Consider the following 22963-nt stretch of genomic DNA (forward strand, 5'->3'; position numbering starts at 1 on the left):
AGTGTTACGGGGACAATAGCTAATTTTTGTTGTGGCATAAGAAAGCACCTCCTTTAATTGATACATTTATAGTACCGGGAGGTGCTGCGTGTTACTATGCGTTGTTTGATTGGGGGCTTACCGTTTTCTTTTAAGTTTTGTTCTTTATTTAGAAGATGAAAACCAGTTCTACTGATTTTCTCAGGTCATTCGCTCTCAAACTCGGCCATTCGCTCTCAAACCCGGCCTATCCGCTCTCAAACTCGGCTATCCGCTCTCAAACTCGGCTTATCCGCTCTCAAACTCGACTATCCGCTCTCAAACCCAACTATCCGCTCTCAAACTCGGCTATCCGCTCTCAAACTCGGCTATCCGCTCTCAAACTCGGCTATCCGCTCTCAAACTCGACTATCCGCTCTCAAACTCGACTATCCGCTCTCAAACTCGGTCTCCTCACTTTTGTCCTTCATCAAGCTTATCTTCTAAAGAATACCTAAATCTCAATCGCCCCACCATCTACCCGTTTAAACCCTCTTAACTTCCCTAGCTCTTCCACAAGTTTTAAAGCTGCTTTGTCCTTTGCTTTAGCTTCGATCATAATATCCGCCGATCTGCCAAATGCCTTTAATGCTTTAATAAACGGTAATGCAAATTCCAAATTAACATAATCCGCATGGGCTCGTATTAGTTTTTCTGATTTTGGAGAAGATAAATGAAATTTAGGTGCCTTTCCTGTTCGTTCCCATGTAGCAAATATTCGAGGCAGTAATTCCTCAAACTGCTCTTCTCCTGGATTTACCCAGTGATGATGGTAATCAAAAACGAATGGTACTCCTTGCTCTTCACAAACTTCCAACGTTTCTTTCGCCGTATACGTTTTATCATCATTTTCAAGAGTTGTTTGAAATCGAATTGCTTGCTCGAGCTTTGGAAAATTCTCATTGAATCGCTTAATTGCCTCCTGTTTATTCCCATACGCTCCACCCACATGGATATTAATATTGGCGTCCTTATGTAATCCCATTGCTTCAAGCATCTCATAATGATAGGTCATATCAATAATGGCATTCGCTGTAATATGCTCCTGGGGACTAGTAAACAACGTGAACTGATTGGGATGAAAGCTGACTCGCAAATTATTGTTATGTACCAATGTTCCAATTTCTTTAAACACTTCATAAAAAGGCGTCACAAAATCCCATTTAACCTCTGGATGTGTGGCAAGGGGGACTAGTGATGAGGACATGCGATATAAATCAATGCCATGTGCAATATTGTAATGTAAAATTCGAATGGTGTTTTTCAAATTTTGTTCAGTAAGATGATAGAGCTTGTCCTTGCGATCTATACTATTTTGTTTTTTCCAATTCGTAAAAGTCATCGTCCGGGAAGGAGAAGCCTCCCACAACGAAAGCGCCGTTGAAACGTATCCAAACCTTAGTATCATCGTTTCACCCCACCTAACTTTAGATGGATGTAGTGTTTGTGATTTGGCAAATTTCATACGCATCCCATTCCACTACAAGAAAAAAGCAAAGCGCACAATTCACGCCTTGCTTAAGAACACATTAATTATTCGTGTTTCGAGAATTCGATTTGCCTTTACCTCTTCTTTGTTCATTCGGTATTTTAGGCTTTGCATCATTTGTTTTTTTCTTTGGTGCATGTGAGTCTTTTACCATGATAGTCGCCTCCGTTTTTCAATTGGGCTAATGCATCTTTACTTATTGCCCGGATAGATGAATATACCTTTCCTACTTGCAGACATTAAATAAAGAACAGGAGCCAATATTAGATTAACCGGATTATGTTTCATTATGCTGCGAGTAGGAAATAGCCTAAAATTACTAATGTTGCAAGATCTTAATCCCATAAAAAATTTAATGTTAGAAGATGAGTATGACGTGTTATGATAACAATAAACAACATATAGAGAGAATCGGGAGAAAGCATGAGAAGAATACTGACAACTGGGCTTTTCGCAATCATATTGTTATTCTTTAGTCATATGAATGAAGCCTCTGCGAAAGAATTTGACCGGGCAACATGGATATGGAATCCTTGGGAACTCGTTACAAATGAAACAAAAATAATTGATTTTTTGAACGAAAAACAAGTCACAAAAGTGTATCTTCAAATTGATGAAGAAGTATCACAAGATGTATATAAACGTTTTATTGAAAAGGCAAATGAAGCAAATATTACGGTGTTTGCATTGGACGGCGCGCCAAATTGGATACTAAAGGGTGGTTATAAATCCCAAGATAATCTTTTTCAGTGGCTTTCCACCTATCAACAAACACATTCTACCGCTTCATTTGCAGGTGTGCATCTGGATGTTGAACCATATTTAGCAAAGCAATGGACAACTAATCGCAAAGCAGCTATTACATCCTTCCAAATATTATTAACACGTGCCAAAACGAGTGCCAATCAACTAGGGCTTCCGCTAGAGGCAGATATTCCATTTTGGTACGATGAAGTGACGTATAAAAACGGCTTTGGTGGAGGGAATTTAGCAGAGTGGATCATTCGAAAAATGGATGGTGTCACAATTATGGCGTATATCGATAGTGGTAGACAAATCATCAATCAAACGAAATTAGAAATGTTCTATTCACTAAAGTGGAAAACGCCTATCACCATCGCGGTTGAAACAATTGATTCCCACGAAGGAGATGACGTCACGTTTTATCAAGAAGGCGAACGCTCTATGAACCGTGTACTTCTTCAAGTCAAAGAGTTTTATCAAAAAAATAATTATCATAGTGGAGAAGCAATTCATCATGTTGATAGTTGGATGACGTTAGGAAAATAGAAAGGAGGGATCTCATAGACTTGTGAGATTCCTCCCTTTTTTGAATCTATTTAAGTTGAGTGGTAATCTGTCAATAATAGTTAAAAAATAAAACATATTAAATTGTAATAACAACTTTCCCCTTCGAATGTCCTTTTTCAAAGTATCGGAATGCTTCTGAGATCTCACTTAAAGCATAGCTTCGATCAATGACTGGCCTTACTTTCCCTTCTTCAATTAGCTCTTTTAGGCAAACTAAATCTTTTTGATTGTGCCTTTGCAAAAATGTGATGAACTTCTTTTTCCCGAATATCGATAACCATGGTCCACGCATCATGGTTTGGTACATTTGACGATTCGCGCCACCAACATGAATAAATGCCCCATTGTCTTTTAGTTTCCTTTTATAAGTAGCAATGGATTGCGAACCATTAACACCGACAATCAAGTCATAGGTCTGTTCAAGGTTTTGGAAGTTTTCCATTTTATAATCGATGACATGGTCCGCACCAAGGGATCTTGCAATATTTACATTTTGCGTACTTACTACAGCTGTCACCTTTGCACCAAAAGCTTTCGCGATCTGCACAGCAAATGTTCCCACACCGCCAGAAGCACCATGTATCAAAACTTCCTGCCCCGCTTGAATCTTTCCTTTGTCTCGCAATGCTTGTAGTGCTGTACTGGCTGCCATGGGAACAGCAGCAGCTTCAGAAAAGGATAGATTACTAGGTTTCAATGCTATTTGGTTTTCGTCTACCACTACATACTCCGCAAAAGTTCCCCATCCGCTACTCGATAAGTCTCCGTACACCTCATCGCCGACTTGAAATTGTGTAACATCCTCACCCTTGGCCTCTACTATCCCTGCCATGTCCCCTCCAGGAATTACGTATTTCGGCTTCCTCAGACCAAACGCTAATCGTGCTGGAAGTGGATTCCCCGTGAGTAAAACAAGATTTCCAAAATTAATCGATGATGCATGAACTCTTACTAATACTTGGTTTTTCTTAGGTGTAGGCGTTATGACCTCCCTTAGTTTAAGTAAATCAGGTGAACCATATTTTTCAGAGATGATTGCCTTCATCTTTATCCCCCTCCTCTATCTTTTTATACAGAGTAGTTGAATAACAAGGATGGTGCATTGACTTAAGTTAAGATGAGAGAAATATTTATTGAATTCGCTTTTTAATTCTACTTAATGACTCTGGTGTGATACCAAGGTAGCTTGCCAATTGATGCTGGGGAATACGCGTAGGGAGATCTGGTCGATTTCGGATAATCGTCTTATATCGTTCTTCCGGGGATGCACGGACAAATTTTGCGAAATCATTTTGAGCATGACTTAGGTAGGTTTCCATCATACGACGGGTCATTGTTTCAAGTTCTGAATATTGTTGATACATTTCTTGTTCGGATTCAAGGTCCGCAACAACCAATAGACATTCTTCTACACAAATTAACGAATGTTCAGATGTTTGCGCTTCTGGTTCCTCAAAATTAAATAATAGTATAGGTTGCTCTTCTGTATAAAAATTAGTCGTAACCTCTTTTCCATCATCCTCTATATGATATTGTCTGACACACCCCTTCAATACAAAAAAGCATTTCTTCGTTGGCGAATCGCCCTGTTTGATTAGGTAGGTCCCCTTTTTAAACCTCTGTACTATTAGTTCTTCTAAAATAGACTGCTGCTCTGCCTGACTTAGCGATGTATGTCTAGTCATATATTTCATGAGTATCTCTTTCAAGTACAGTCTCCTATCTTGTTGGCATTATTTAAAACCATAATAGCATTTCTGTTCGTATCAGTATGTTAATTTCCCCAATTCAAAAAATCTCCATGGCAATAAATCTCCTTTTCTATTTTAAATCGATATTAATTTCCATATATTGATAGGAATCTCACATCTTGAAATCGAAATTAGTATAAAGAAATAGAAAAGGGGTGTAAAAATTATGAAAAAAGTGGGCTTTCTATTCGTGATGATTGTTATGTTATTGCTTCCACATGCTGCTTCAGCAGAAGAAAACCAACTTATTATTGTTAATAAGGCAACTAATCAACTAGCATTCTACGATCATGGGGAATTGGTCAAAACCTTCCCTGTTGGAACAGGAAAAAAAGATAACTTAACACCTGAAGGGACTTTCCCAATCGTGAATAAAATCAAAAATCGTCCTTATTATTCAGGTGGTATTCCTGGTGGTAGCCCCAACAATCCATTAGGCGATCGTTGGCTTGGGCTGAATGCACGCGGTACATATGGGACGACCTATGCCATTCATGGGAATAATAATGAGGATTCAATTGGTAAATATGTAAGTGGTGGTTGTATTCGCATGCATAATGAAGATGTACGCTGGCTTTTTGACCAAGTCGAGGTAGGGACGAATGTAAAAATCGTGAATTCATCAAAATCCTTTAATGACATTGCCAAAGCATCCGGCTATCAACTTACACCACCTATTAAGATTATGCTCGATGGGAAGGAAATAAAAGTCGATTCGGAACCATTCATCCAGAACAATCGTGTGTTAGTTCCGATGCGTTCAATTTTTACAGCCCTCGGAGCAGATGTACATTGGGATTCTTCTACAGGAACAATTACGGCTACAAAAAAATGGGATACGATCAAGTTAACAATCAATTCGAAACAGGCCATTATTAATGACCAAACACATGCTCTTGATGTGCCTCCACTCTTACAAAAGAATAGAACCTATGTACCAACACGTTTTATTAGTGAGGCGCTAGGTATCGAAGTGAAGTGGGATAACAAAAATCGAATCGTTTCACTGATCTCACCTAAACCACCCACTAGAGCAATAATTGATGTGACAATTAATGGGCAAATGGTGAAAAAAGGTGGGTTTATTGAAGGAGCTATTTCCCTCGTACAAGTTAACGCCATTCTCTCTTCCTTAGGGGTAACACCTCAATATGATGGAAAGAATTCAACACTAACGATTTCATATGACGAGACAACACTAGTTGTAACTTCTAATAAAAAACAAGGTACGCTCAATGGGGAGAACATTACTTTACCAAAAGCAGCAGTAATCGTTGATGGACATTTCTATGTGCCGGCAATAACAATAGCCGATGCATTTGCTGGTACTCTCCAATACGATTCAGCAACAAAGCATTTAGTGATGAGACTGCCAGAAATTGTTGAAGAGGAAGCACATAACGATGAACTATCTCCAATTGAAGAAACTGAGGTAGTAGAATAAGTGAATAATAACCGTATACTTCGATTTTTTTATCGGAATATACGGCTTATTTTTACGTATTATTTCATTCTATAAACGAGATCCTTCAACTTTGAAAAATCACACTAGATGGAGTATTTTTCTTTGAATATCGGATTTATCTCAGTACCCACTTTCCCTCTCTTAAACCCATTCACAATAAATTTTATTGAATATTATACATACAAATCTATAATTGGGGGGTACGTAAATTGAGGAATAATCATCAAAATACCTTTAATCAAAATAACTCAAATCAAAATACTGAAAGCCAATCTGCACAACTTGCTCTTATTGCAGCATTAATAACAACGCTAGGAGATGGGCTTGCTACAGTTGCTGCTGCACTTGCTTTACAGGAAGCACAACAAAGTTCACAGAACGATTCCAACAATAATAGTGACCTGCAAAAACAAATTGATGACCTATCTAGAGAAATAAAACAGATTAAGAAACTGCTTAGAACTAAGAGCATTTAATCTTTTACATATTCGTATCAAAACTTCACTCTCAACTTCTCCCTTTTTTCTTATCATACTTCATAAAAAAATGGGTGACTCATTGCGTATGAGCCCCCACTAGTTGAAGAACCAATGTTTTTATATCAACAAGTCGATTATATTCAGGAAATTGATCTGTTCCTGCAATAATAAGCGGAACAATCGAGTCTATTTTGTGTAGTGAACCATGCGCTCCCCCTCCTGCATGATCATGACTATGTTCTTCAATGAATTCATAATCTGGCTTGGCATCGACAATAATAAAGCGTCCTTCTTGTGAATAAAGCGCTCCATACAGCCTAGCAAGGGCATCAGGATAATTTTGATAGTGAATACGTTTTTCGCCATTAATTGTTAAATCTAAAATGGAACTATCCCCATCGATAACCCACGATTGCCCATACTCATCAACATACGGACCATTTGGCGAAAATGTTAATGCTTCCTCACTTTTGGGACTTACAACATAGTTCATTTGCTCATCTTTCCAGGCAATAAAAGCAATACGCTCATCTTCTTTTAAAATATTCACAACTTCTGATAATTCTACTTGTTTATCATTTACGTAAATGTACGCCATACGCTCATTAATCGCGATAGCAAGCTGGGCATTCCTTTTTTTGCCTTCCCAAAACGTATAGTTCTTTAGTAAGTCATTTAAATCAATTAAAGCCGTTTCCTTTTCTTTTTTCACGAATGATTGGCCACTATCCCCCAGTACAATCCACGTTACCTCTTGGATAGCTTCCTCCCAAGAAGAGTAGTTATTCAGCATGTCCTGTAACGCTGCATCAGCTTTTTCTATTCCCTTTAAATCATCCGGTCCATGTTTGTGTATCGATTGATCCGCATCGGGTAGATACGCAAATGTAAAGGCTGGCAACTTATTTTGTTTAATGAAATAGCTTAACTCATTTGCCGTGAATTTATTATTGACTCCCATACGGTTCCATACAAATTTATGACGATCATTCTTTGGATTATATTGAGATAACGCACCCAGCGAAAGTAATGTTGGACCATTTATCTCGATTTCATTTGGTAACAGATTGACCATTGAAATGAGTTTGGGCACATTCAACTGATGTTGAACACTTCCTCGGTATAAAAGACCATTAATTGAAGCCGATGAGATTTGACGGTTTGCTAGCTCTTCATGAATGGTTTGAACCTCATCACTTAAATGATTTTTATTCAAATGTACAATACTATCCAGTGCAACGTGCCTCACACCATTATTCACTATTTCACGAATGCCACTGCCATAGCTAATCATGCGATTTTCATCCGTCTTAAACCAGATCAATCCCGGTATTTTATGTTGATTTGGATAAGTCCCCGTTAGTAACGTACTATCAATGGCTACAGACATCGTTGGATAAGAGCTAATAAACTCAGGATATAGTTTTCCATTGTTTATTAAAAATGAAAATGCAGGGGCTTTTCCTTCTTCAATTGCTTTTTGTAATGGCTCACTCATTAATGAATCAACGGTAATTAAAATAACTGGTTTTGTTGTTTTGTCTAATACTATTTCATTTACTTTTTTTGTTGGTGACATGGACATTCCTAATGCAATTCCAGCACAAACAATAAGTAATATAATCAAACCTAGTAATAGTTTTCGTTTCAAAAGAGTCACCCATCTTCTAATTAATTAGAATTAGTATGGTGATAAGTAATGTGTCATTATACAAAAATTAGAGTAGATGTTTCAATTGATACTACTGTTTTATGAACATCCTTGGTAACTATTTAATTCTTTCCTTCTCTATTATTGTGATCTTGATATAAATCAACAAACAAATTCCCTTTAGAATCTACTTGAGCAAGAAATACATCCTTTAATGATTGGGCACCTTGCTTTTGAATTTCCTGCATCAACCACTTTTTTGAATATCCTAAAGTCGACATATTTTTGTTTAATATGTGACCATCAACAACTAAGAGAGTCGGAGCATGTTCAAGTGTTAATTTCATGCCAAGTAAACGAGGCGTAATTGGTTCGAGATCTGATTTTTTCATCACGCTCAGTTCTCCATTCGTTTCTAATATTGCGATTTCAATATCATCCACTTTAAATATGCCTTTTTCTCTCAGTAGCATCATCAATTCATCGATGGCAATTTGATTTTTCTTCATGCTTTCTTCCAACACTTCACCATTTTTAATTAAAATAGAAGGTCTACCATCTGTTATTTGTAAAAATTTTCTCGATTTCAAACCAAGAAAACCTAGCAAAATCGGGAAGATCCCCCAAATAGCTAAGGAAACAATTCCATTGGATATTTGAATATTTTTATCGACAGACATTGTTGCGGCAATAGAGCCTATTGTAATTCCTACTACGTAATCAAAAAATGTAAGTTGAGAAAGCTGTTTTTTCCCCATAATCCTAGTCAACACTAACAATAAAATAAACGCAATTGTAGAACGAATTAAAATTAATATAAAATCCGGCACTATAAATTCCTCCATATTTTTAGTGGAGTTGAGTAAGTTTTTTATATTATTGGTTAAAATTAACATAACTATTCAAATAAATGGAGGATGAAGAGATGATGAAAAAATGGGGTCTTCTACTGCTCCTTTCGATTTTTTTAAGTGCATGCTCAAAAATGAATGGAGAATATGAAATGTCTGAGAAAATTCATTCAATCGAACAAATTGTAAATGAACCTAATTGGGAGCAAATCCAGTCACTTGGTGATGAGTTAAAGCAACTGCATAAGCAAAATGAATGGAAAATACAATTATTGGGGGATGAAGATGAATATGAAAGCCTCCAGGAAAGCATTAATAATTTACTCGTTGCTATTGAAGAGAAAGACTTAACGGAAACAAAACTTGAACTTTCAACAATCAAGACGTATTTAGATGATATTTATTCATTATAAGTATCTACTTGTTAAACTTTGTATGATTTTGCATAGAAATTTCAAGTTATTACCACTCTTTTAATTAATTCATCCATTATACTTGTAAAAAGGTTATTTTTTCAGAGTTTTTTCATCTTAGTTTCTTATAATGACTAATCAACACATTTAAAGGTGGGGACATTTTGAAAATTTTAATTGCAGAAGACGACAATCGATTACGAAAAAACATCGTCCATATTATACAAAAGGAAAATCATCAAGTAGATTCGGTTGAAAATGGACAAGACGCATTAGACTATACACTTTTTGAGCAATACGATCTTCTTATTTTGGATTGGATGATGCCGGAATTAAGTGGAATTGACGTGTGCCTCGAAGTAAGAGAACGTGGTTTTTCAGGGGGTATACTCATGTTAACCGCAAGAGATGATAGTTCTGACATCATTAAAGGGCTAGATGCCGGTGCTGATGATTATTTAGTCAAGCCTTTCAAAATGGACGAACTGTTAGCTAGAATACGCGCCATTTTACGAAGAAAAGAAAAAGCTTTTGAACAAGTTATTCAAATCGGGAACCTAATACTACACCTAGATTCACGTACACTAATTCATGGAGGGAATAAAATAGCCTTAACAAGAAATGAATTTCTTTTATTAGAATATCTTTTTATTAATAAAGGAATTGTCCTTACAAGAGAACAAATTTGCTCACATGTTTGGGGGTATGACCACGACACGACAAATAACAACTTAGATGCATTAGTCAAACTTGTACGCAAAAAAATCGATGACGGTCATGAGAAATCAATCATTGAAAATGTTAGAGGCATCGGTTATAAAGTGCGTGAACCGAATGTTTAATCAAACACGAAAAAAACTATCCTCTTTTTATGCTATTTGTTTTTTCCTATTCTTCGTCGGCTTTATTATTATTCTATATTTTGCTCTTGTTCAATTAATGGAGCATCAACAACTAGAGGAACTTGAAACATACTATACCGAGGAACAACATGACTTTTTTGAACATTTAGATGAGCAAGATAAAAAAATTAAATATGCTCCAAATCGCACGTATTTTTATTATGTTTATACACAGGACCATAAATTTGTGCACGGTGATGAAACAGTGAAAGGTTTCTATCAAGAAATTGAAAAAATCTTTCAGTCTGAGGATATTTCACAACCGTTGATCAAACGTACAGAATGGAAAAACAATCATTTTCTTCTTTTATCAAAACCTATTATCGGTGAACAGGATTCTGGCTATATTATCTTAGGCAAAATGGTTACTTCACAGCATCACTTTTTTCAAAAAATGATTTGGCTATTTATTATCTTAACATGTGTTTTTACTATACTCCTTGGGTTGGTTAGTTATTTTATGGCCGGAAAAGCGATGATTCCGATTCAACAATCTTTTGAAAAACAGAAGAAGTTTGTTTCAGATGCTTCCCATGAGTTACGTACTCCCTTAAGTATTTTCTATAGTTCACTGGATATTTTAGAAGCAGACGAAATAGATAATTTAAGTTCATTTGGAAAAGAGTTAGTTTCTGATTTAAAAGAAGAAGCGGAGTTAATGAAAGACCTTTTAGAGAAGATGTTGTTCCTAGCACGCCATGATCAAAATCGTTTAGAAATTAAAAAAGAAAGTATTTTTTTATCTGAAATGCTTGAAAATATTAGTGGAAAATTTGAAAGAACTTTACCAAAAACAATAACATTTCATTCAGAAATTGAAAAAAATGTTCAATTGACGGGTGATTCAAAAAGCATAAATGAATTAATTTATATTTTATTAGAAAATGCCTCCCAATACACTCAGCAAGGCTCTATCATCATGAAACTAGCAACAACAGACACAGCCATTAAAGTCTTTATAGAAGATACAGGGATTGGTATTTCAAAAGAGGATTTGCCCCTTATTTTCGATCGTTTTTATCGGAGTGATCTTGCACGAAAAAGAGATGGTACAGGGTTAGGTCTTTCCATTGCCAAAGCGATCGTTGAAGAACATGGCGGTACGATACAAGTACAGAGTGAATTAGGAAAAGGAACATCCTTTTGTATCGAGTTTCCTTTTTCAAAAAATAAAGAGGCTGTCTAAGTGCTTATAAATTGTAATAGTAGATTTAGAAATGATAAAAATTCGCTCAATTACTATATACTAACAGAGTTTCGAAAAAAGTAGCGTAGTGAGCGGACTAAGCACACAAGCCGCAAAGCCACGTTGCACGTGTCTTTACGACTTGTCTTAGTGCTTTGTGGTAGGCCGCGCTTTCTTCATTTAGGTTATACTACTGTTGTTTTATTATAAGTAACTTATTGATTGAAACGAAGGTGGCGACTATGCGTGGGAACAGCAAAATTCTTTCTGCACTCAAAAGCATCCACCGTAGCGGAAATCAACATGCTCCAAAAGCTAAAAGGACATAAGTAGATTTTTTAATAAAGTGAAACTTCAATCAGTGGGGGTTTTCCACATCCCCCACTGATTGTTAGTTGAACCAATCGGGCTTTTACGGGCAGTTGATCTCCCACCTATCCTTTTCGTTTTACTTAAGTCTTGAGGTGGGAGTCTTACTGCCCGTTAATGCGGGATAAATATTCAAATCTTCTTATGTCTAATGACACCTCGAAAATTTTTGAATTTCAATTAGGCTTTACTTTCATTGCCTTTTCTTTTTTCTTATCATGCTCACTAATGTGTCTTATTAAGAAGATTATGACCACTAGAATAACTGTACACCAATAGAATAATAGAATATACACATTTTCTGAGTCTGTACCTATGAACACACCGTGTACTAATGATAAGATCCATGCTGGTAATACAGCCAAATGCACCTTTTTCCAAATAGTAAAACCTATTTTACGTATCCAAATATCAGATGTTAAGAAAACGATTAAAAATAGATAAAACGAGATTGTACCAAGGCCTGATAAAACTGGTTGATAATCTGAAGCAAAAGGAATGAGCAGTTCTGCAATGCGATACGGTTCATACTGATCTACTATTAGCAATAGCATATGGGCGATTACTGCTACGAAGCCAAACCATCCAGCACTTTGATGAATTTGAAATAGTAAATTTTTATGCGACTTTACAGTAGATGATTTTCTTAGCAAACCAAAGATAATGGAAACAGTAAAATAAAAATAGGAAACAAAACCTAATAAACGAATCCATTCCCACGTACTAATGGACATATTGCTTTTCTCCTCCTTTGATCCAATATTTAGTGTCATTCTCTTCTATAATAAATTGAGCACATGAAATACCATTTTTTTCTAGCCAGCATTGCAATTCAACTTCTCTCATTAAAAAGCAAAGTTTTGCGATTACTTCCGCATCACTTAAAGAATTCGTTACAACAGTTGCTTGGACTATGTCAGTTTTCGCAACCTCCCCTGTTTGTCCATTCAATAAATGATGTTTTGTTTCTTCCCCTTGCTTCCAAGATCTATAGACCCGATTTGACGTTGCAATAGCCCCATTTTTTAGTTTGATATAACTTATTTCTTCCTGTTCTTTATACGGATGGGCGATTCCAATTGTCCATTCTTTTTCACATTTCGACCAAAATTGCATATCCCCACCACCATCTATAATTCCATATTCAGCTGCTGTTTCATGTTGTAACCATTGTGCAATCTTTTCAACAACATATCCTTTTGCAAAACCACCTAAATCAATTTGCTGTTCGCCTGTTTTTAAAATGAATTCATTATTTAAAAGGAGAATAGGCGATTGTTCGTTTACTGTATGTAGCAGCTGTCTTTTTTTAGAATTACTAAAAGGGAATGATTCCGTGTATCCATGTTGCTCTAATTGATTTTTTAAATAAGGGGAAAACAATCCTTGTGTTTGGATATAGTAGTCGTTTGCTTTCTTAATACAATCATAAAGAATAGGCGAAAGCTTGATTATTTCCCCTTGTTTTAATTGATTTAACCGATCTAACTCATTGCCTGCTTGAAATCTAGACCATTCCTTTGCTACATATTGCAGCCATTTTTCTATAGGATTTTTCCAGTCCCTTAAAGTACCTTTGGGAACACCTATAAAATAGTCGGTATTCATCACATGAAGTGAAAGGGTGTCCAACTCGTTCAGCTCCTCGTTCATATTGACGAAAACAATTAAGATCTTCTCGTTTTCCGATCGCTTTTCACCATTGTTTGTTGTGGATTCATTGTGACAATTTCAAAATTTGTCCAATCTAAAGCGACTAACTCTTTTTCTCGTTCTGTCATATTTTCCTCTTGTTGTTGAGTAAATGCTGGTACAGCGACATCAGTATTATCCGCTTCTGTCTCATCATTAAATTGAGACAAGATTAATGCACAAAAAATTACACCCGAGCTTCCTAATATCCATTTCGCTTTCTTTTGATCTTTCAAGCGAAACACCTCCTAATTTTTATCTCATCAATTCTTTAGTTCGATGTTAATGGTCGACAAATGAATGTATTATTTTCTGCCTGCCATTCCACTGAATATCCTAAGGCATTTGTAATCACACTGATTGGAATATAAATATCGTTATTCATATAAAATGCGACAGATGGTAAAGGTGTTTTTAAATTATTATCATAAGCAACATTTTTATCTGCTCGTAAGATCATTTCCGTATTATCAGTAGTAACTTCTAATATTTTGCTCGTATTATAAACAGTAGCCTTTGCTCCTAAAGTTTCAGCAACTGCTTTTCCTGGAACAAAAAACTCTCTGTCTCTCGGAATAACATAAAAAGATAGTGGATTATTTTCATTTTCTACTGTTAATGTAACGTTTTTTGATTCATTGAAAGGTAATTCCCCTTTCTGAACCATCATTGTTCTTGTCCAGATATTCCATGTATCTTGTGTGGAAACGGTTGGATCTGTGTAATTATCATATTCATATTCATCATCTTCTTCATATTCGTACTCGTATTCCTCATCATCGTCTTCATACTCGTACTTATCATCATCATGGTATTCCTCATGAAATTTATGTTCATCATCGTCTTCGTCATCATCCGCTTTTACTAATAATCCATTTGAAAGTGTTCCAACTAATAGTAATGTAGTGGCAGATAGAGCAATTTTTTTAAAATCCATTTAAACAACTCCCTTCATTTGTACACATTGTATAAAGGGAAAATGATAAATAACTGAAATTTGATGACGAGTTGCTATTTTATTAAATGAAAACATAAAAAAATCAAATCTCTCAGAGGTAAATTGAGAAATTTGATTATATCCATTACGTTTCTACATGTTTTTACTTTGTTGAAGAAGTTTAGATTTCCCTGTTCGTTCCCATTCATCTGGTATCTTGCCAGAAATTACGGTATTTCCATTTTTATGACCGTTTCCCTATTTAGCATCTGCCTTCGTAGGGTGAACTGTACCAAATGGATGGTTAGGCGGTGCATAGATGGAATAAAGTTTTAGTGGAATATTACCTGTGTTTGTTAAGTTATGCCATGTTCCAGCAGGGATAAAGATAGCCCAATCATCAGATACATTTCTTTTAAAGTTTAAAGACTCTTTACTTTTTCCCATCTGAGTAATGCCTTGCCCCTGTTCGATACGTAAAAATTGATCGACATTCGGATGCATTTCTAATCCAATATCTTCTCCAGGATTCAAACTCATCAATGTCAACTGCAAGTGATTTCCAGTCCATAAAGCTGTACGATACGTATTGTTTTGCTTTGTAGCTTCGTTAATGTTGATAACAAATGGATTTGCTCCAGCATCCTTTAACATTCCGCTTCCATTGCCATTCATACCGTGATAATAATCTAATGGATTTGCTTGAATTGCTCCATTAGGATACTGCCAGTAATTCGGCATTCTACCGTAATCATACATTGGTGCATTCACATAATGAACGTTTGGATATGGATACCCATAAGGAAGATAATACACTTTAGTTCATTCCCTTCATAGATTCATCGTATTATCTTATGCGAATGTCTTAAAAACGCCATTCAATATATTTACAAGATTTGGATCACATCAAAACATGTTCCGCTTTAAAAAGTGAATTTTGTTGTTGATAAGACATGAATTGGGCTCTCAAATTGCAGGACTTTATTATTTTTTTACATCCTCCATGAAAAATGCATACTTTCCACTTATACTTAATCTAGTTATGTGGACTTGTGAGAAACTAAACCGATCCAAATTGAAAAACCATTCATGCTACATTGTCTCTTACATGTATCATAGTCGTAGTTACAATCATTGTTCACTTATGAAAACATTATTATTTATGGAGGTTTGAAAATGAAAAAAATATTACTCCCCCTTTTCGCTGCGATTATTCTCGCTCTGTCTGCTTGTAGCGCTACAGAAGATCAACAAGGAAGTGAGAAACAAGTGGAAAATAAAAAAACTGAAGAAGGAAATCACACATCACATAATCATTTATCAGGGGATCTTCAAGAATTAACTGCTTCAGCTAAAGAACTACCAAAGTTTTTAGATACTCAATCTGAGGAAATTCGTCTTGTTTATGCAGCAGCAGGACAAGCAACCGATCTATTGCAGTGGATTCCATGTTATTGTGGTTGTGGCGAATCAGCAGGACATCGTAGTAACCTAAATTGTTTTATTGCTGAAACTCGCGAAGATGGTTCAATTGTTTGGGATGACCACGGTACGCGCTGCCTCGCTTGTTTACAAATTGCGATTGAATCTGTTCGACTTTACCAAGATGGAAAGTCTATAAAAGAAATTCGAAATGCCATTGATACAAAATATATAGATGGCTATGCTGCACCTACTCCAACAGAAATGCCCGCTTAATGTTATTATTGTCGTTTAAATTAAAAGGGCCTTCCGAAATTTTTCCGGAAGGCCTTTTTTTATAAATTATTTAACCTCGATTTGCCCCATCATTCCGTTTTCTTCATGTTCAAGTACATGACAGTGGAACATATAGATACCTTTGTTATTAAATTTCACAGCTAATTTAACAGTTTGACTAGGTTCAATTGAGACTGTATCCTTCCAGCCCTGTAAGTTTGCAGGTGGTTCTTTTCCATCAATTGAAACAATCTTAAATTGTGTCCCATGAATATGGAATGGATGGATCATACCACCCATCATATCAGGCTTGTTGTAAATTTCCCAAATCTCCGTCTCACCTTGTTTTTGAGTGAAATCAATTCGGTTCATATCAAATTGTTTCCCATTGATAGATACCATAGGCCCCATTCCAAAAAGTTCAAGTTTTTTCGTTACAGGTAGGTTTCTCTCTTCATCTGTAACAGCAAAATCATTTAAACTATCTGAAATCTCGATTGAACTCGTTTTTTGATCATCAATATGAAATGGTAATAAAATTGTATTTTCTTCATTCACAAGTGCAATATTATGATCTGCATCATACTTTGAAAAATCAACAATAATTTCTGCTCTCTCGCCAGGTGTTAATGTGATTTCACTCATTGTAATTGGTTTATTTAAGAATCCACCATCAGTTGCTACTTGTTGGAATTTATCACCTGTATTTAATTTAAATGTATAATTCCGCGCATTCGATCCATTTAATAAACGTAGTCGTACTTTTTCTTTTCCTATTGTAAGCTTTGGATTGAATGTACCATTTACTAATAACGTATCCCCGATTGTACCATCTTCATTCCGTACAGCTTGGTAATCAAATTGTTTTTCTTCAGTAAACACTCTATCTTGGAATACTAGAGGGAAGTCATTTTCACCATATTTACTTGGTAATCCAAGTTTTTTAGAGTTTTCATCTTCAACATAAATTAATCCAGCTAACCCTTTATATACTTGTTCAGCCGTGGCACCTTCTGGATGAGGATGAAACCATAGTGTTGAAGCACCTTGATTAACCGTAAATTTTACATCATGAGATGCGCCTGGTTGTAAAATTTGATGTGGACCCCCATCACCTTCACCTGAAATCTCTACACCATGCCAATGGAAAGTCGTTGGCTCGGCTAAATTATTTTTAGTTCTAAATGTTACGGTTTGTCCTTCATTTACTCGAATAACTGGCCCTAAAAATGACCCATTGTAGCCGTATGTTTCCGTTTCCACACCTTCAAATATTTCTGTTTTCCCTTGTTGAGCTGTAATGTCTACAACCCCATGTTTAGGTTCAAGTAACGGTGGTAGCGCTAATTCATTGTCACCTGTTGAATCATTTAATGGTAATGGATTTGTATGGCTCGCATGACCGTTTTCCATATTCATCATCTCGTCATGAGACATATTTGAATGATCCATGCCTTCCATATTTGTCGTTTCTTCATCTGTCATATTCGAATGATCCATCGTTTCATGTTTTCCAGATTGTGAATTACTTGCACTACAACCACCTAAAATAACACTACCAACTAGTAAGGTAGTAACGAATAGTTTAGACTTCATTCTATTTCCCCCTTGTGCTTCATTACAATTAAACTGTAACAAATAAATATGGAGAAATTATGGAGTTCAAGATTCTATTTTTAAATTTTAATAATAGATTTACCTCTAGCATATAGTTTTTCGAGGTGAATAATTCATGAAATATAAAGCACAAGTTTTTTGGGGATATATTCTACTATTATTTGTATTACCAATGATTGTAGCGAATTTTACTAGTAAGGTTAATCAAGAAAAGACTATCGTTGCAGAACAGTATGAAAGTAAACTAGAACAAATGGTTGTAGAACCGAGTAACCCCGAACAAAACGTGGTTCTAGAAGAGGATAAAGATAACTTCAAACAAGACATAGTTGCAGAACAGAATAAAGTTAACCTCGAAAAAGACGTGGCTACACAACAGGATAAGGATAACCTCAAACAAGACACGGTTGCAGAACAGGATGAAATTAACCCAGAGCAAGATGATACTAAACAACTTGAACAACCTACTGTTAAACAAACTGAACCTAGTAAAGCTTTAGTGCTTTTCACTCACTCACATGAAGCTTTTATTCCGATGGTAAAAAGCGAAAATGGGAAAACACCCGTTTATCATGCAAATTCAAACATTATGGAATTTGAAGGTGTTATTAAAAATCATTTTGAACTTAACTCTATTAATACTGAATTCCTTGGAGTCGATACAATGACTGAAATGAAAAAAACTAATCGCAATTTTTCAGAGGCATATGTCGTTGTTCGTCCATATCTTGTTGAACAAATTAAAAAAAGTAACTATGATATTATAATTGATTTACACAGAGATTCCGCAAAGAGAGATATTTCCACATTAAATTACAACAATGAGACTTTTGGAAAACTTTATTTTGTAGTAGGCGAAGATAATCCGAATTATTCCTCAAATAAAGTATTAGCTGATAAAATCTCAACTAAATTGAACGAATTGGTACCTGGAATATCTCGAGGTGTTATTGGGAAAAAGGGTAATCATGTAGACGGTATTTATAATCAAGATTTATCTAAAAACATGGTATTGATTGAACTTGGAGGAATAGAAAACACGCAAGATGAGATTAATCGTACCATATCAGTACTTTCCAAAGCGGTTTCCACCGTTATACAAGAGCCACCTATAGAAAATAAAGTTTTATCTGATACTAAAACAATCTCAAATTAATTTCGGATAAATGAAAAAGTGCACCCTGTAAAACGAGGCCACTGAAAAACTAAATCCTTATAAAAAGTTATAGTAATTATTTGCTTCTTATTATGAAGTGGGATTCACTTCGCTTTCCACGGGCTTGGCTTCAGCTTCCTCGTCGCAAGCTCCTGCGGGGTCTTCAGCTCAAGCTTTTCTGAGTAGGAGTCTTCGTGAATCCCACTTCCAAAATAGAATAGTATATTTTTACTATAAAAAATTATTAACAACTACTTTTTTCAGTGACCTCCTGTAAAACAAGTGCACTTTTTTCTTTACTTATTCATCTTACAAAAACCTCTACTTTTAAGAGACTCTTTTATTTTTTATCCAATATATTAGAAAGAAAATCATTGATATAATAATTACAATTTTCCACCTTAACTCCACTTGCATGAAGCCATAAATTGCACCCGCTTCTATAATTAGTGAAGGGATTTTCCCTAAAGTACTAGCGATTGCAAATAAACTTAAAGAGACTTTGGAAAACGCACTCCCTAACGTTATTACACCTGATGGAACAAATGGGAGAATTCTTAAACTAAGAATAATCCAAAATGCTTTATATCCTTCTAAATCGTTTAGTTTAAACATTACTGGATGTTGGAAATCCTTAAATCTCCAACTTTTTAATCCTTTCCGATATAACACAAAACTAACAATTGCTCCTAGTCCTTCTCCTATTATCGAAACTATTAACCCATTATATAAACCAAAAAATAAAAGATTGGCTGCTGTTATAAATACACTTGGTAATACACCAATAATACTTACAAGTACATTAACAGTTATACTAATTATTAGTGCAAATAAGCCTGCATGTTCAAGTACATTTAGAAAAGTTTCTGTCATAATCCATCTCATTCTATTAATTAGTTTTATCTTTATATATCAATTCAAGCGAACGAAAAAGTTATCATTCTAAGAAATCTAAAAAACCCCCTTGTTTCTTGGTTATATCGAACTCAAGAATGGGTTCGAGGAATAAAGGATTTAATTAAAAAAACAAAACATATTGTTCCAAACTCTTACTATTTAATTACTGTGCAATTTTAAGTTAAAAACTTTACTAGAATATACATCATTGTCATTGTTAAACCGACTAACAATGCAAAAAAACTAATTGCCTTTAGGTTTTCGCTTTTTTCAATTCTTCTATATTCTTTATAAGTTATTTCTCCTTTTGCAAACCTTAAACCATTAGCATCAGGATTTATTATATAGGATTTCCCCTTAGTATCTTCTAAGATTACTTTCGTTATTAAGGCTTTACCATCCCAGTAATTTTGAGTGTTTTGTGGTTCAATAATCCACCCTTCTGAAATCTCTAACCTAACCAATGTGTACACAGATTGTTTTCTAATTTCTTCACATATGTTATAAGCTTGTAGCTCAATAAAATTACTGGATATACACATTTATCTCCACTCTCTTTATTTTGATTTAGAAAAAAGCATCATCAACATTGTATTTCATTATATTCCCTTTACCCCGAAATTTCCCCATTAATTATGTATATAAGAAAATTATAAATAAAAAAATATGCAAAATTTATCGAGATTTAATCCCTTTTTATATTAATGGAATCATATAAAAAAGAATGGGTTGCCCCAATCTTTTATTTCACTATTATTTTCCCAACCATCCCCGACTCTTTATGTCCGGGAACTGTACAAACAAATTCGAATGAACCAGTCGTTGTTGGTGTAAACCTTATACTCTTTATTTCCTTAGATTGTGCGTGTAAATGAATCATATTTTCTTTCGAACTATGTTCATGCTCTAATTGAGTGCCCTCATTAAGATTAGGTATTATTACTTCAATATCATGTTCTATATTATCCTGATTGTTTAGTGTTAGACTTACTTGTTGATCCTTTTCTAAAACAATTTCTGTTGGTGTATATTTCATATCAATAGTCTGAATTGTAATATCTTTCGAATCTATAGCCTGCTTGTCCTCTGTTATGATATGTGAATGATTGTTATGTATTAATCGCTCTTTGATTTTGACCTGTTTCTCTGCAAATGTTACTCCCCCCAAAAAATAAGATGCAATAAATAATCCTAATAATAAAGGCTTTAAAGTTGCCCATTTGCTTTGTAAGTTCTCTTTCCCATTTTTTCTAGGAAGAATAGCAAATAAAAAGATTGTTGAAATTGATAAGAACAAGAAAATTCTTACTAAGGTAATTGATTGATTTTCATTTATCATTTCTCCTAACATCGCACCCATCATACCACTCATTAATCCAGTCATTACACCCTCTAATGCAGATAACACACCAAAGTTACTACCAATTAATACCCCTGCAACAGAACCTATTATGCAAGCTAATATTGTTGAAAAAAATAAGTCACCTTGCAATGAAGCACCGAAGAGTATCCCTACTGTTAAACCAGTGTTCATACTAAAAAACATTGTTATCATCATACCTTGCATCGAATTAATTTGATTTTTTGCATTTCTAGATATCAGCAATACCAAAATTGTTAGTACTGTCAGTGAGGCTAAAATGAATATTTGATAAAATCCCATCAATCCACCCTTTCTAACTTTTTATAACTTCATACCTTTATATGGTATGCATGAGTTTTTGATTTAATTAAAGATTCTTATTATTACAACAAGAAACTAAACAACTACAAGATTTATAGCGAAATTAAAAGGAACTTAAACTGTATATTGTCTTATTCTGCATAATTTTGTTACAAAAACGAAAAATTAAATACTACTTCTCTATGCTAATCTTACTTTATTCATATAAAGCAATAGTTTATGAAAGGAGTAAGATAATAGATGAAGAAAAGATGGTTACTACCAGTATTTGCATCCTTTATGATTTTCACGGGTGTAGGTGCAAATAATGCAGAAGCAGCAACAGTAGCTGACTTAACAAATACAGCTAAAGATTATATCGGCGCCCCCTATAAATTTGGAGGAACAAATATTAGTACGGGTGTTGATTGTTCAGCATATACACAATTCGTATTTTCAAAATTAGATATCTCTTTGGATCGAACTTCAAGAGCACAATATCAACAAGGAACTTCTGTTTCAAAAAATGAATTAGAGGCGGGTGACTTGGTATTCTTTAATACTTCAGGTTCAGGTATTTCTCATGTTGGAATATACATAGGAAGTGGTAAATTTATATCAGCAACACCGAGCTCAGGTGTTAGGATCGATAAAATCAATGACCCGTATTACTGGGGTTCACGCTATGTTGGTGCGAAACGTGTAGCTGAATTTACAACAGATACTAAGGAAGAAGTTAAGGTAGTAGCTAAAGGAGAAGTTAAAAATGCAGAAATCGACTTTTCTTACTATGCATCTCGTGGTGAAGTAGCCCTTCAACTTTCAAAAGTATTAGGGTTAGATACTTCTGATACGAACTCGCCATTCCTAGATGTGAAATATACTTCTAAGTATGCAGGTGCCGCTACCGCATTAGGAAAGATTGGCATCTTTAGCGGAGATGGCAACGGAAAATTCAATCCAAATTCGCCTATTACACGTGGACAACTTGCAAAAGTATTAGTTGAAGCTTTCGATCTAAAACAACAAGGTAATGCAGAAAATTTCTCAGATATTTCCGCATCTCATTGGACAAAAGATTATGTTTCAATTTTATCTTCAAATAAAATTACTAATGGTAAAGGTAACGGAACATTTGGTGTTAACGATAAGGTTACACTAAAACATTTAGATGTCTTCTTAGATCGTTTAACTCAATAATAAAAGACGTCTCAAAGTTGAGGCGTCTTTTATTGTTTCTAAATTATACAATTTTACTAATCTTTATAGGAAGCTAGTTTTTACTTATATCCCAATGCACTAATATTTCCTGTTAGCTGACATAGTGCAGTAGCCCCAATTAATCCAAGTAGAAGCGCTATAATAATTGGAGAATGACTATATGAATTTTTAAAAATAGACACTGGCTCGCTTATTAT

Annotated in this window: 23 protein-coding genes; 9 read left to right on the top strand and 14 right to left on the bottom strand. The window is 35.0% G+C overall.

The genetic code is table 11. The features are described from left to right. Window positions 1–472 precede the first annotated feature (472 nt). Window positions 473–1426: a UV DNA damage repair endonuclease UvsE gene (gene uvsE, locus EK386_RS15940; protein ID WP_126660176.1), complete on the bottom strand. Its 954-nt coding sequence runs from the start codon at window positions 1424–1426 to the stop codon at window positions 473–475. A gap of 504 nt (window positions 1427–1930) precedes the next feature. On the opposite strand from uvsE, the gene EK386_RS15945 reads away from it, so the two are divergent. Beyond that, window positions 1931–2797, top strand: coding sequence for an amidase (locus tag EK386_RS15945; RefSeq protein WP_126660177.1), 867 nt, complete (start codon window positions 1931–1933; stop codon window positions 2795–2797). A gap of 97 nt (window positions 2798–2894) precedes the next feature. On the opposite strand, the gene EK386_RS15950 is transcribed toward EK386_RS15945, so the two are convergent. Next, window positions 2895–3863 carry an NAD(P)-dependent alcohol dehydrogenase gene (locus EK386_RS15950; RefSeq protein ID WP_126660178.1) on the bottom strand — a complete coding sequence of 323 codons (969 nt, stop codon included), beginning with the start codon at window positions 3861–3863 and terminating at the stop codon, window positions 2895–2897. Window positions 3864–3948: 85 nt separating this feature from the next. After that, window positions 3949–4527 carry a Crp/Fnr family transcriptional regulator gene (locus tag EK386_RS15955; protein ID WP_126660179.1) on the bottom strand — a complete coding sequence of 193 codons (579 nt, stop codon included), beginning with the start codon at window positions 4525–4527 and terminating at the stop codon, window positions 3949–3951. A 208-nt stretch (window positions 4528–4735) separates the two neighbouring features. On the opposite strand from EK386_RS15955, the gene EK386_RS20605 reads away from it, so the two are divergent. Together EK386_RS20605 and EK386_RS15965 are read left to right on the top strand one after the other, a co-directional pair. After that, the gene (locus EK386_RS20605; protein WP_126660180.1) at window positions 4736–6013 is read left to right on the top strand and encodes a L,D-transpeptidase family protein; all 1278 of its coding nucleotides are present in this window, start codon (window positions 4736–4738) and stop codon (window positions 6011–6013) included. Window positions 6014–6243: 230 nt separating this feature from the next. Beyond that, a complete protein-coding gene (locus tag EK386_RS15965; RefSeq protein WP_126660181.1) occupies window positions 6244–6510 on the top strand; it encodes a hypothetical protein in 267 nt (88 codons plus the stop codon). Between the two features lie 79 nt (window positions 6511–6589). Here EK386_RS15965 and EK386_RS15970 read toward each other — a convergent pair whose 3' ends face one another. Both EK386_RS15970 and EK386_RS15975 read right to left on the bottom strand, forming a co-directional pair. Continuing rightward, window positions 6590–8173, bottom strand: a complete 1584-nt coding sequence (locus EK386_RS15970) for an alkaline phosphatase family protein (RefSeq protein WP_439331242.1) — start codon at window positions 8171–8173, stop codon at window positions 6590–6592. A 113-nt stretch (window positions 8174–8286) separates the two neighbouring features. After that, complete coding sequence (locus EK386_RS15975) at window positions 8287–8994, bottom strand: DUF421 domain-containing protein (protein WP_126660183.1); 708 nt, start codon at window positions 8992–8994, stop codon at window positions 8287–8289. Window positions 8995–9089: 95 nt separating this feature from the next. Between EK386_RS15975 and EK386_RS15980 the strand changes: the two genes are divergently transcribed. From EK386_RS15980 to EK386_RS15990, 3 genes are all read left to right on the top strand, one after another. Continuing rightward, complete coding sequence (locus EK386_RS15980) at window positions 9090–9428, top strand: DUF4363 family protein (protein WP_158674449.1); 339 nt, start codon at window positions 9090–9092, stop codon at window positions 9426–9428. Window positions 9429–9592: 164 nt separating this feature from the next. Next, window positions 9593–10270 carry a response regulator transcription factor gene (locus EK386_RS15985; RefSeq protein WP_126660185.1) on the top strand — a complete coding sequence of 226 codons (678 nt, stop codon included), beginning with the start codon at window positions 9593–9595 and terminating at the stop codon, window positions 10268–10270. After that, complete coding sequence (locus EK386_RS15990; RefSeq protein ID WP_126660186.1) at window positions 10263–11516, top strand: sensor histidine kinase; 1254 nt, start codon at window positions 10263–10265, stop codon at window positions 11514–11516. Before EK386_RS15985 ends, EK386_RS15990 begins: the two co-directional genes overlap by 8 nt. Window positions 11517–12061: 545 nt before the next feature. Here the strand turns inward: EK386_RS15990 and EK386_RS15995 are convergent. From EK386_RS15995 to EK386_RS16015, 5 genes are all read right to left on the bottom strand, one after another. Next, window positions 12062–12619 (bottom strand): ferric reductase-like transmembrane domain-containing protein, encoded by a 558-nt coding sequence (locus tag EK386_RS15995; RefSeq protein WP_126660187.1) that lies wholly within the window; start codon window positions 12617–12619, stop codon window positions 12062–12064. Beyond that, window positions 12609–13517 (bottom strand): FAD:protein FMN transferase, encoded by a 909-nt coding sequence (locus EK386_RS16000; protein WP_126660188.1) that lies wholly within the window; start codon window positions 13515–13517, stop codon window positions 12609–12611. Before EK386_RS16000 ends, EK386_RS15995 begins: the two co-directional genes overlap by 11 nt. A gap of 35 nt (window positions 13518–13552) precedes the next feature. Continuing rightward, window positions 13553–13813, bottom strand: a complete 261-nt coding sequence (locus tag EK386_RS16005; RefSeq protein ID WP_126660189.1) for a hypothetical protein — start codon at window positions 13811–13813, stop codon at window positions 13553–13555. Window positions 13814–13848: 35 nt separating this feature from the next. After that, complete coding sequence (locus EK386_RS16010) at window positions 13849–14514, bottom strand: copper amine oxidase N-terminal domain-containing protein (RefSeq protein WP_126660190.1); 666 nt, start codon at window positions 14512–14514, stop codon at window positions 13849–13851. Window positions 14515–14772: 258 nt separating this feature from the next. Next, window positions 14773–15330 (bottom strand): cupin domain-containing protein, encoded by a 558-nt coding sequence (locus EK386_RS16015; RefSeq protein WP_126660191.1) that lies wholly within the window; start codon window positions 15328–15330, stop codon window positions 14773–14775. A 360-nt stretch (window positions 15331–15690) separates the two neighbouring features. Here EK386_RS16015 and EK386_RS16020 point away from each other — a divergent pair, with 360 nt between their 5' ends. Then, window positions 15691–16212 (top strand): PCYCGC motif-containing (lipo)protein, encoded by a 522-nt coding sequence (locus EK386_RS16020; protein WP_126660192.1) that lies wholly within the window; start codon window positions 15691–15693, stop codon window positions 16210–16212. A 66-nt stretch (window positions 16213–16278) separates the two neighbouring features. Here the strand turns inward: EK386_RS16020 and EK386_RS16025 are convergent, their stop codons facing one another. After that, the gene (locus EK386_RS16025; RefSeq protein ID WP_126660193.1) at window positions 16279–17808 is read right to left on the bottom strand and encodes a multicopper oxidase family protein; all 1530 of its coding nucleotides are present in this window, start codon (window positions 17806–17808) and stop codon (window positions 16279–16281) included. Between the two features lie 136 nt (window positions 17809–17944). Between EK386_RS16025 and spoIIP the strand changes: the two genes are divergently transcribed. After that, window positions 17945–18985 (top strand): stage II sporulation protein P, encoded by a 1041-nt coding sequence (gene spoIIP / locus EK386_RS16030; RefSeq protein ID WP_126660194.1) that lies wholly within the window; start codon window positions 17945–17947, stop codon window positions 18983–18985. Between the two features lie 327 nt (window positions 18986–19312). On the opposite strand, the gene EK386_RS16035 is transcribed toward spoIIP, so the two are convergent. The 3 genes from EK386_RS16035 to EK386_RS16045 all read right to left on the bottom strand — a co-directional run bounded on the left by EK386_RS16035 (window position 19313) and on the right by EK386_RS16045 (window position 21545). Then, window positions 19313–19858 carry a TVP38/TMEM64 family protein gene (locus EK386_RS16035; protein WP_158674450.1) on the bottom strand — a complete coding sequence of 182 codons (546 nt, stop codon included), beginning with the start codon at window positions 19856–19858 and terminating at the stop codon, window positions 19313–19315. Window positions 19859–20058: 200 nt separating this feature from the next. Next, window positions 20059–20424, bottom strand: a complete 366-nt coding sequence (locus tag EK386_RS16040) for a hypothetical protein (RefSeq protein ID WP_126660196.1) — start codon at window positions 20422–20424, stop codon at window positions 20059–20061. Window positions 20425–20624: 200 nt separating this feature from the next. Then, the gene (locus EK386_RS16045; protein ID WP_246027695.1) at window positions 20625–21545 is read right to left on the bottom strand and encodes a plastocyanin/azurin family copper-binding protein; all 921 of its coding nucleotides are present in this window, start codon (window positions 21543–21545) and stop codon (window positions 20625–20627) included. 261 nt (window positions 21546–21806) lie between these two features. Between EK386_RS16045 and EK386_RS16050 the strand changes: the two genes are divergently transcribed. Next, a complete protein-coding gene (locus EK386_RS16050) occupies window positions 21807–22745 on the top strand; it encodes a C40 family peptidase (protein WP_126660198.1) in 939 nt (312 codons plus the stop codon). Window positions 22746–22963 lie beyond the last annotated feature (218 nt).

This window comes from Lysinibacillus antri (genome assembly GCF_003977595.1).
In the GTDB taxonomy this organism is placed as follows: domain Bacteria; phylum Bacillota; class Bacilli; order Bacillales_A; family Planococcaceae; genus Ureibacillus; species Ureibacillus antri.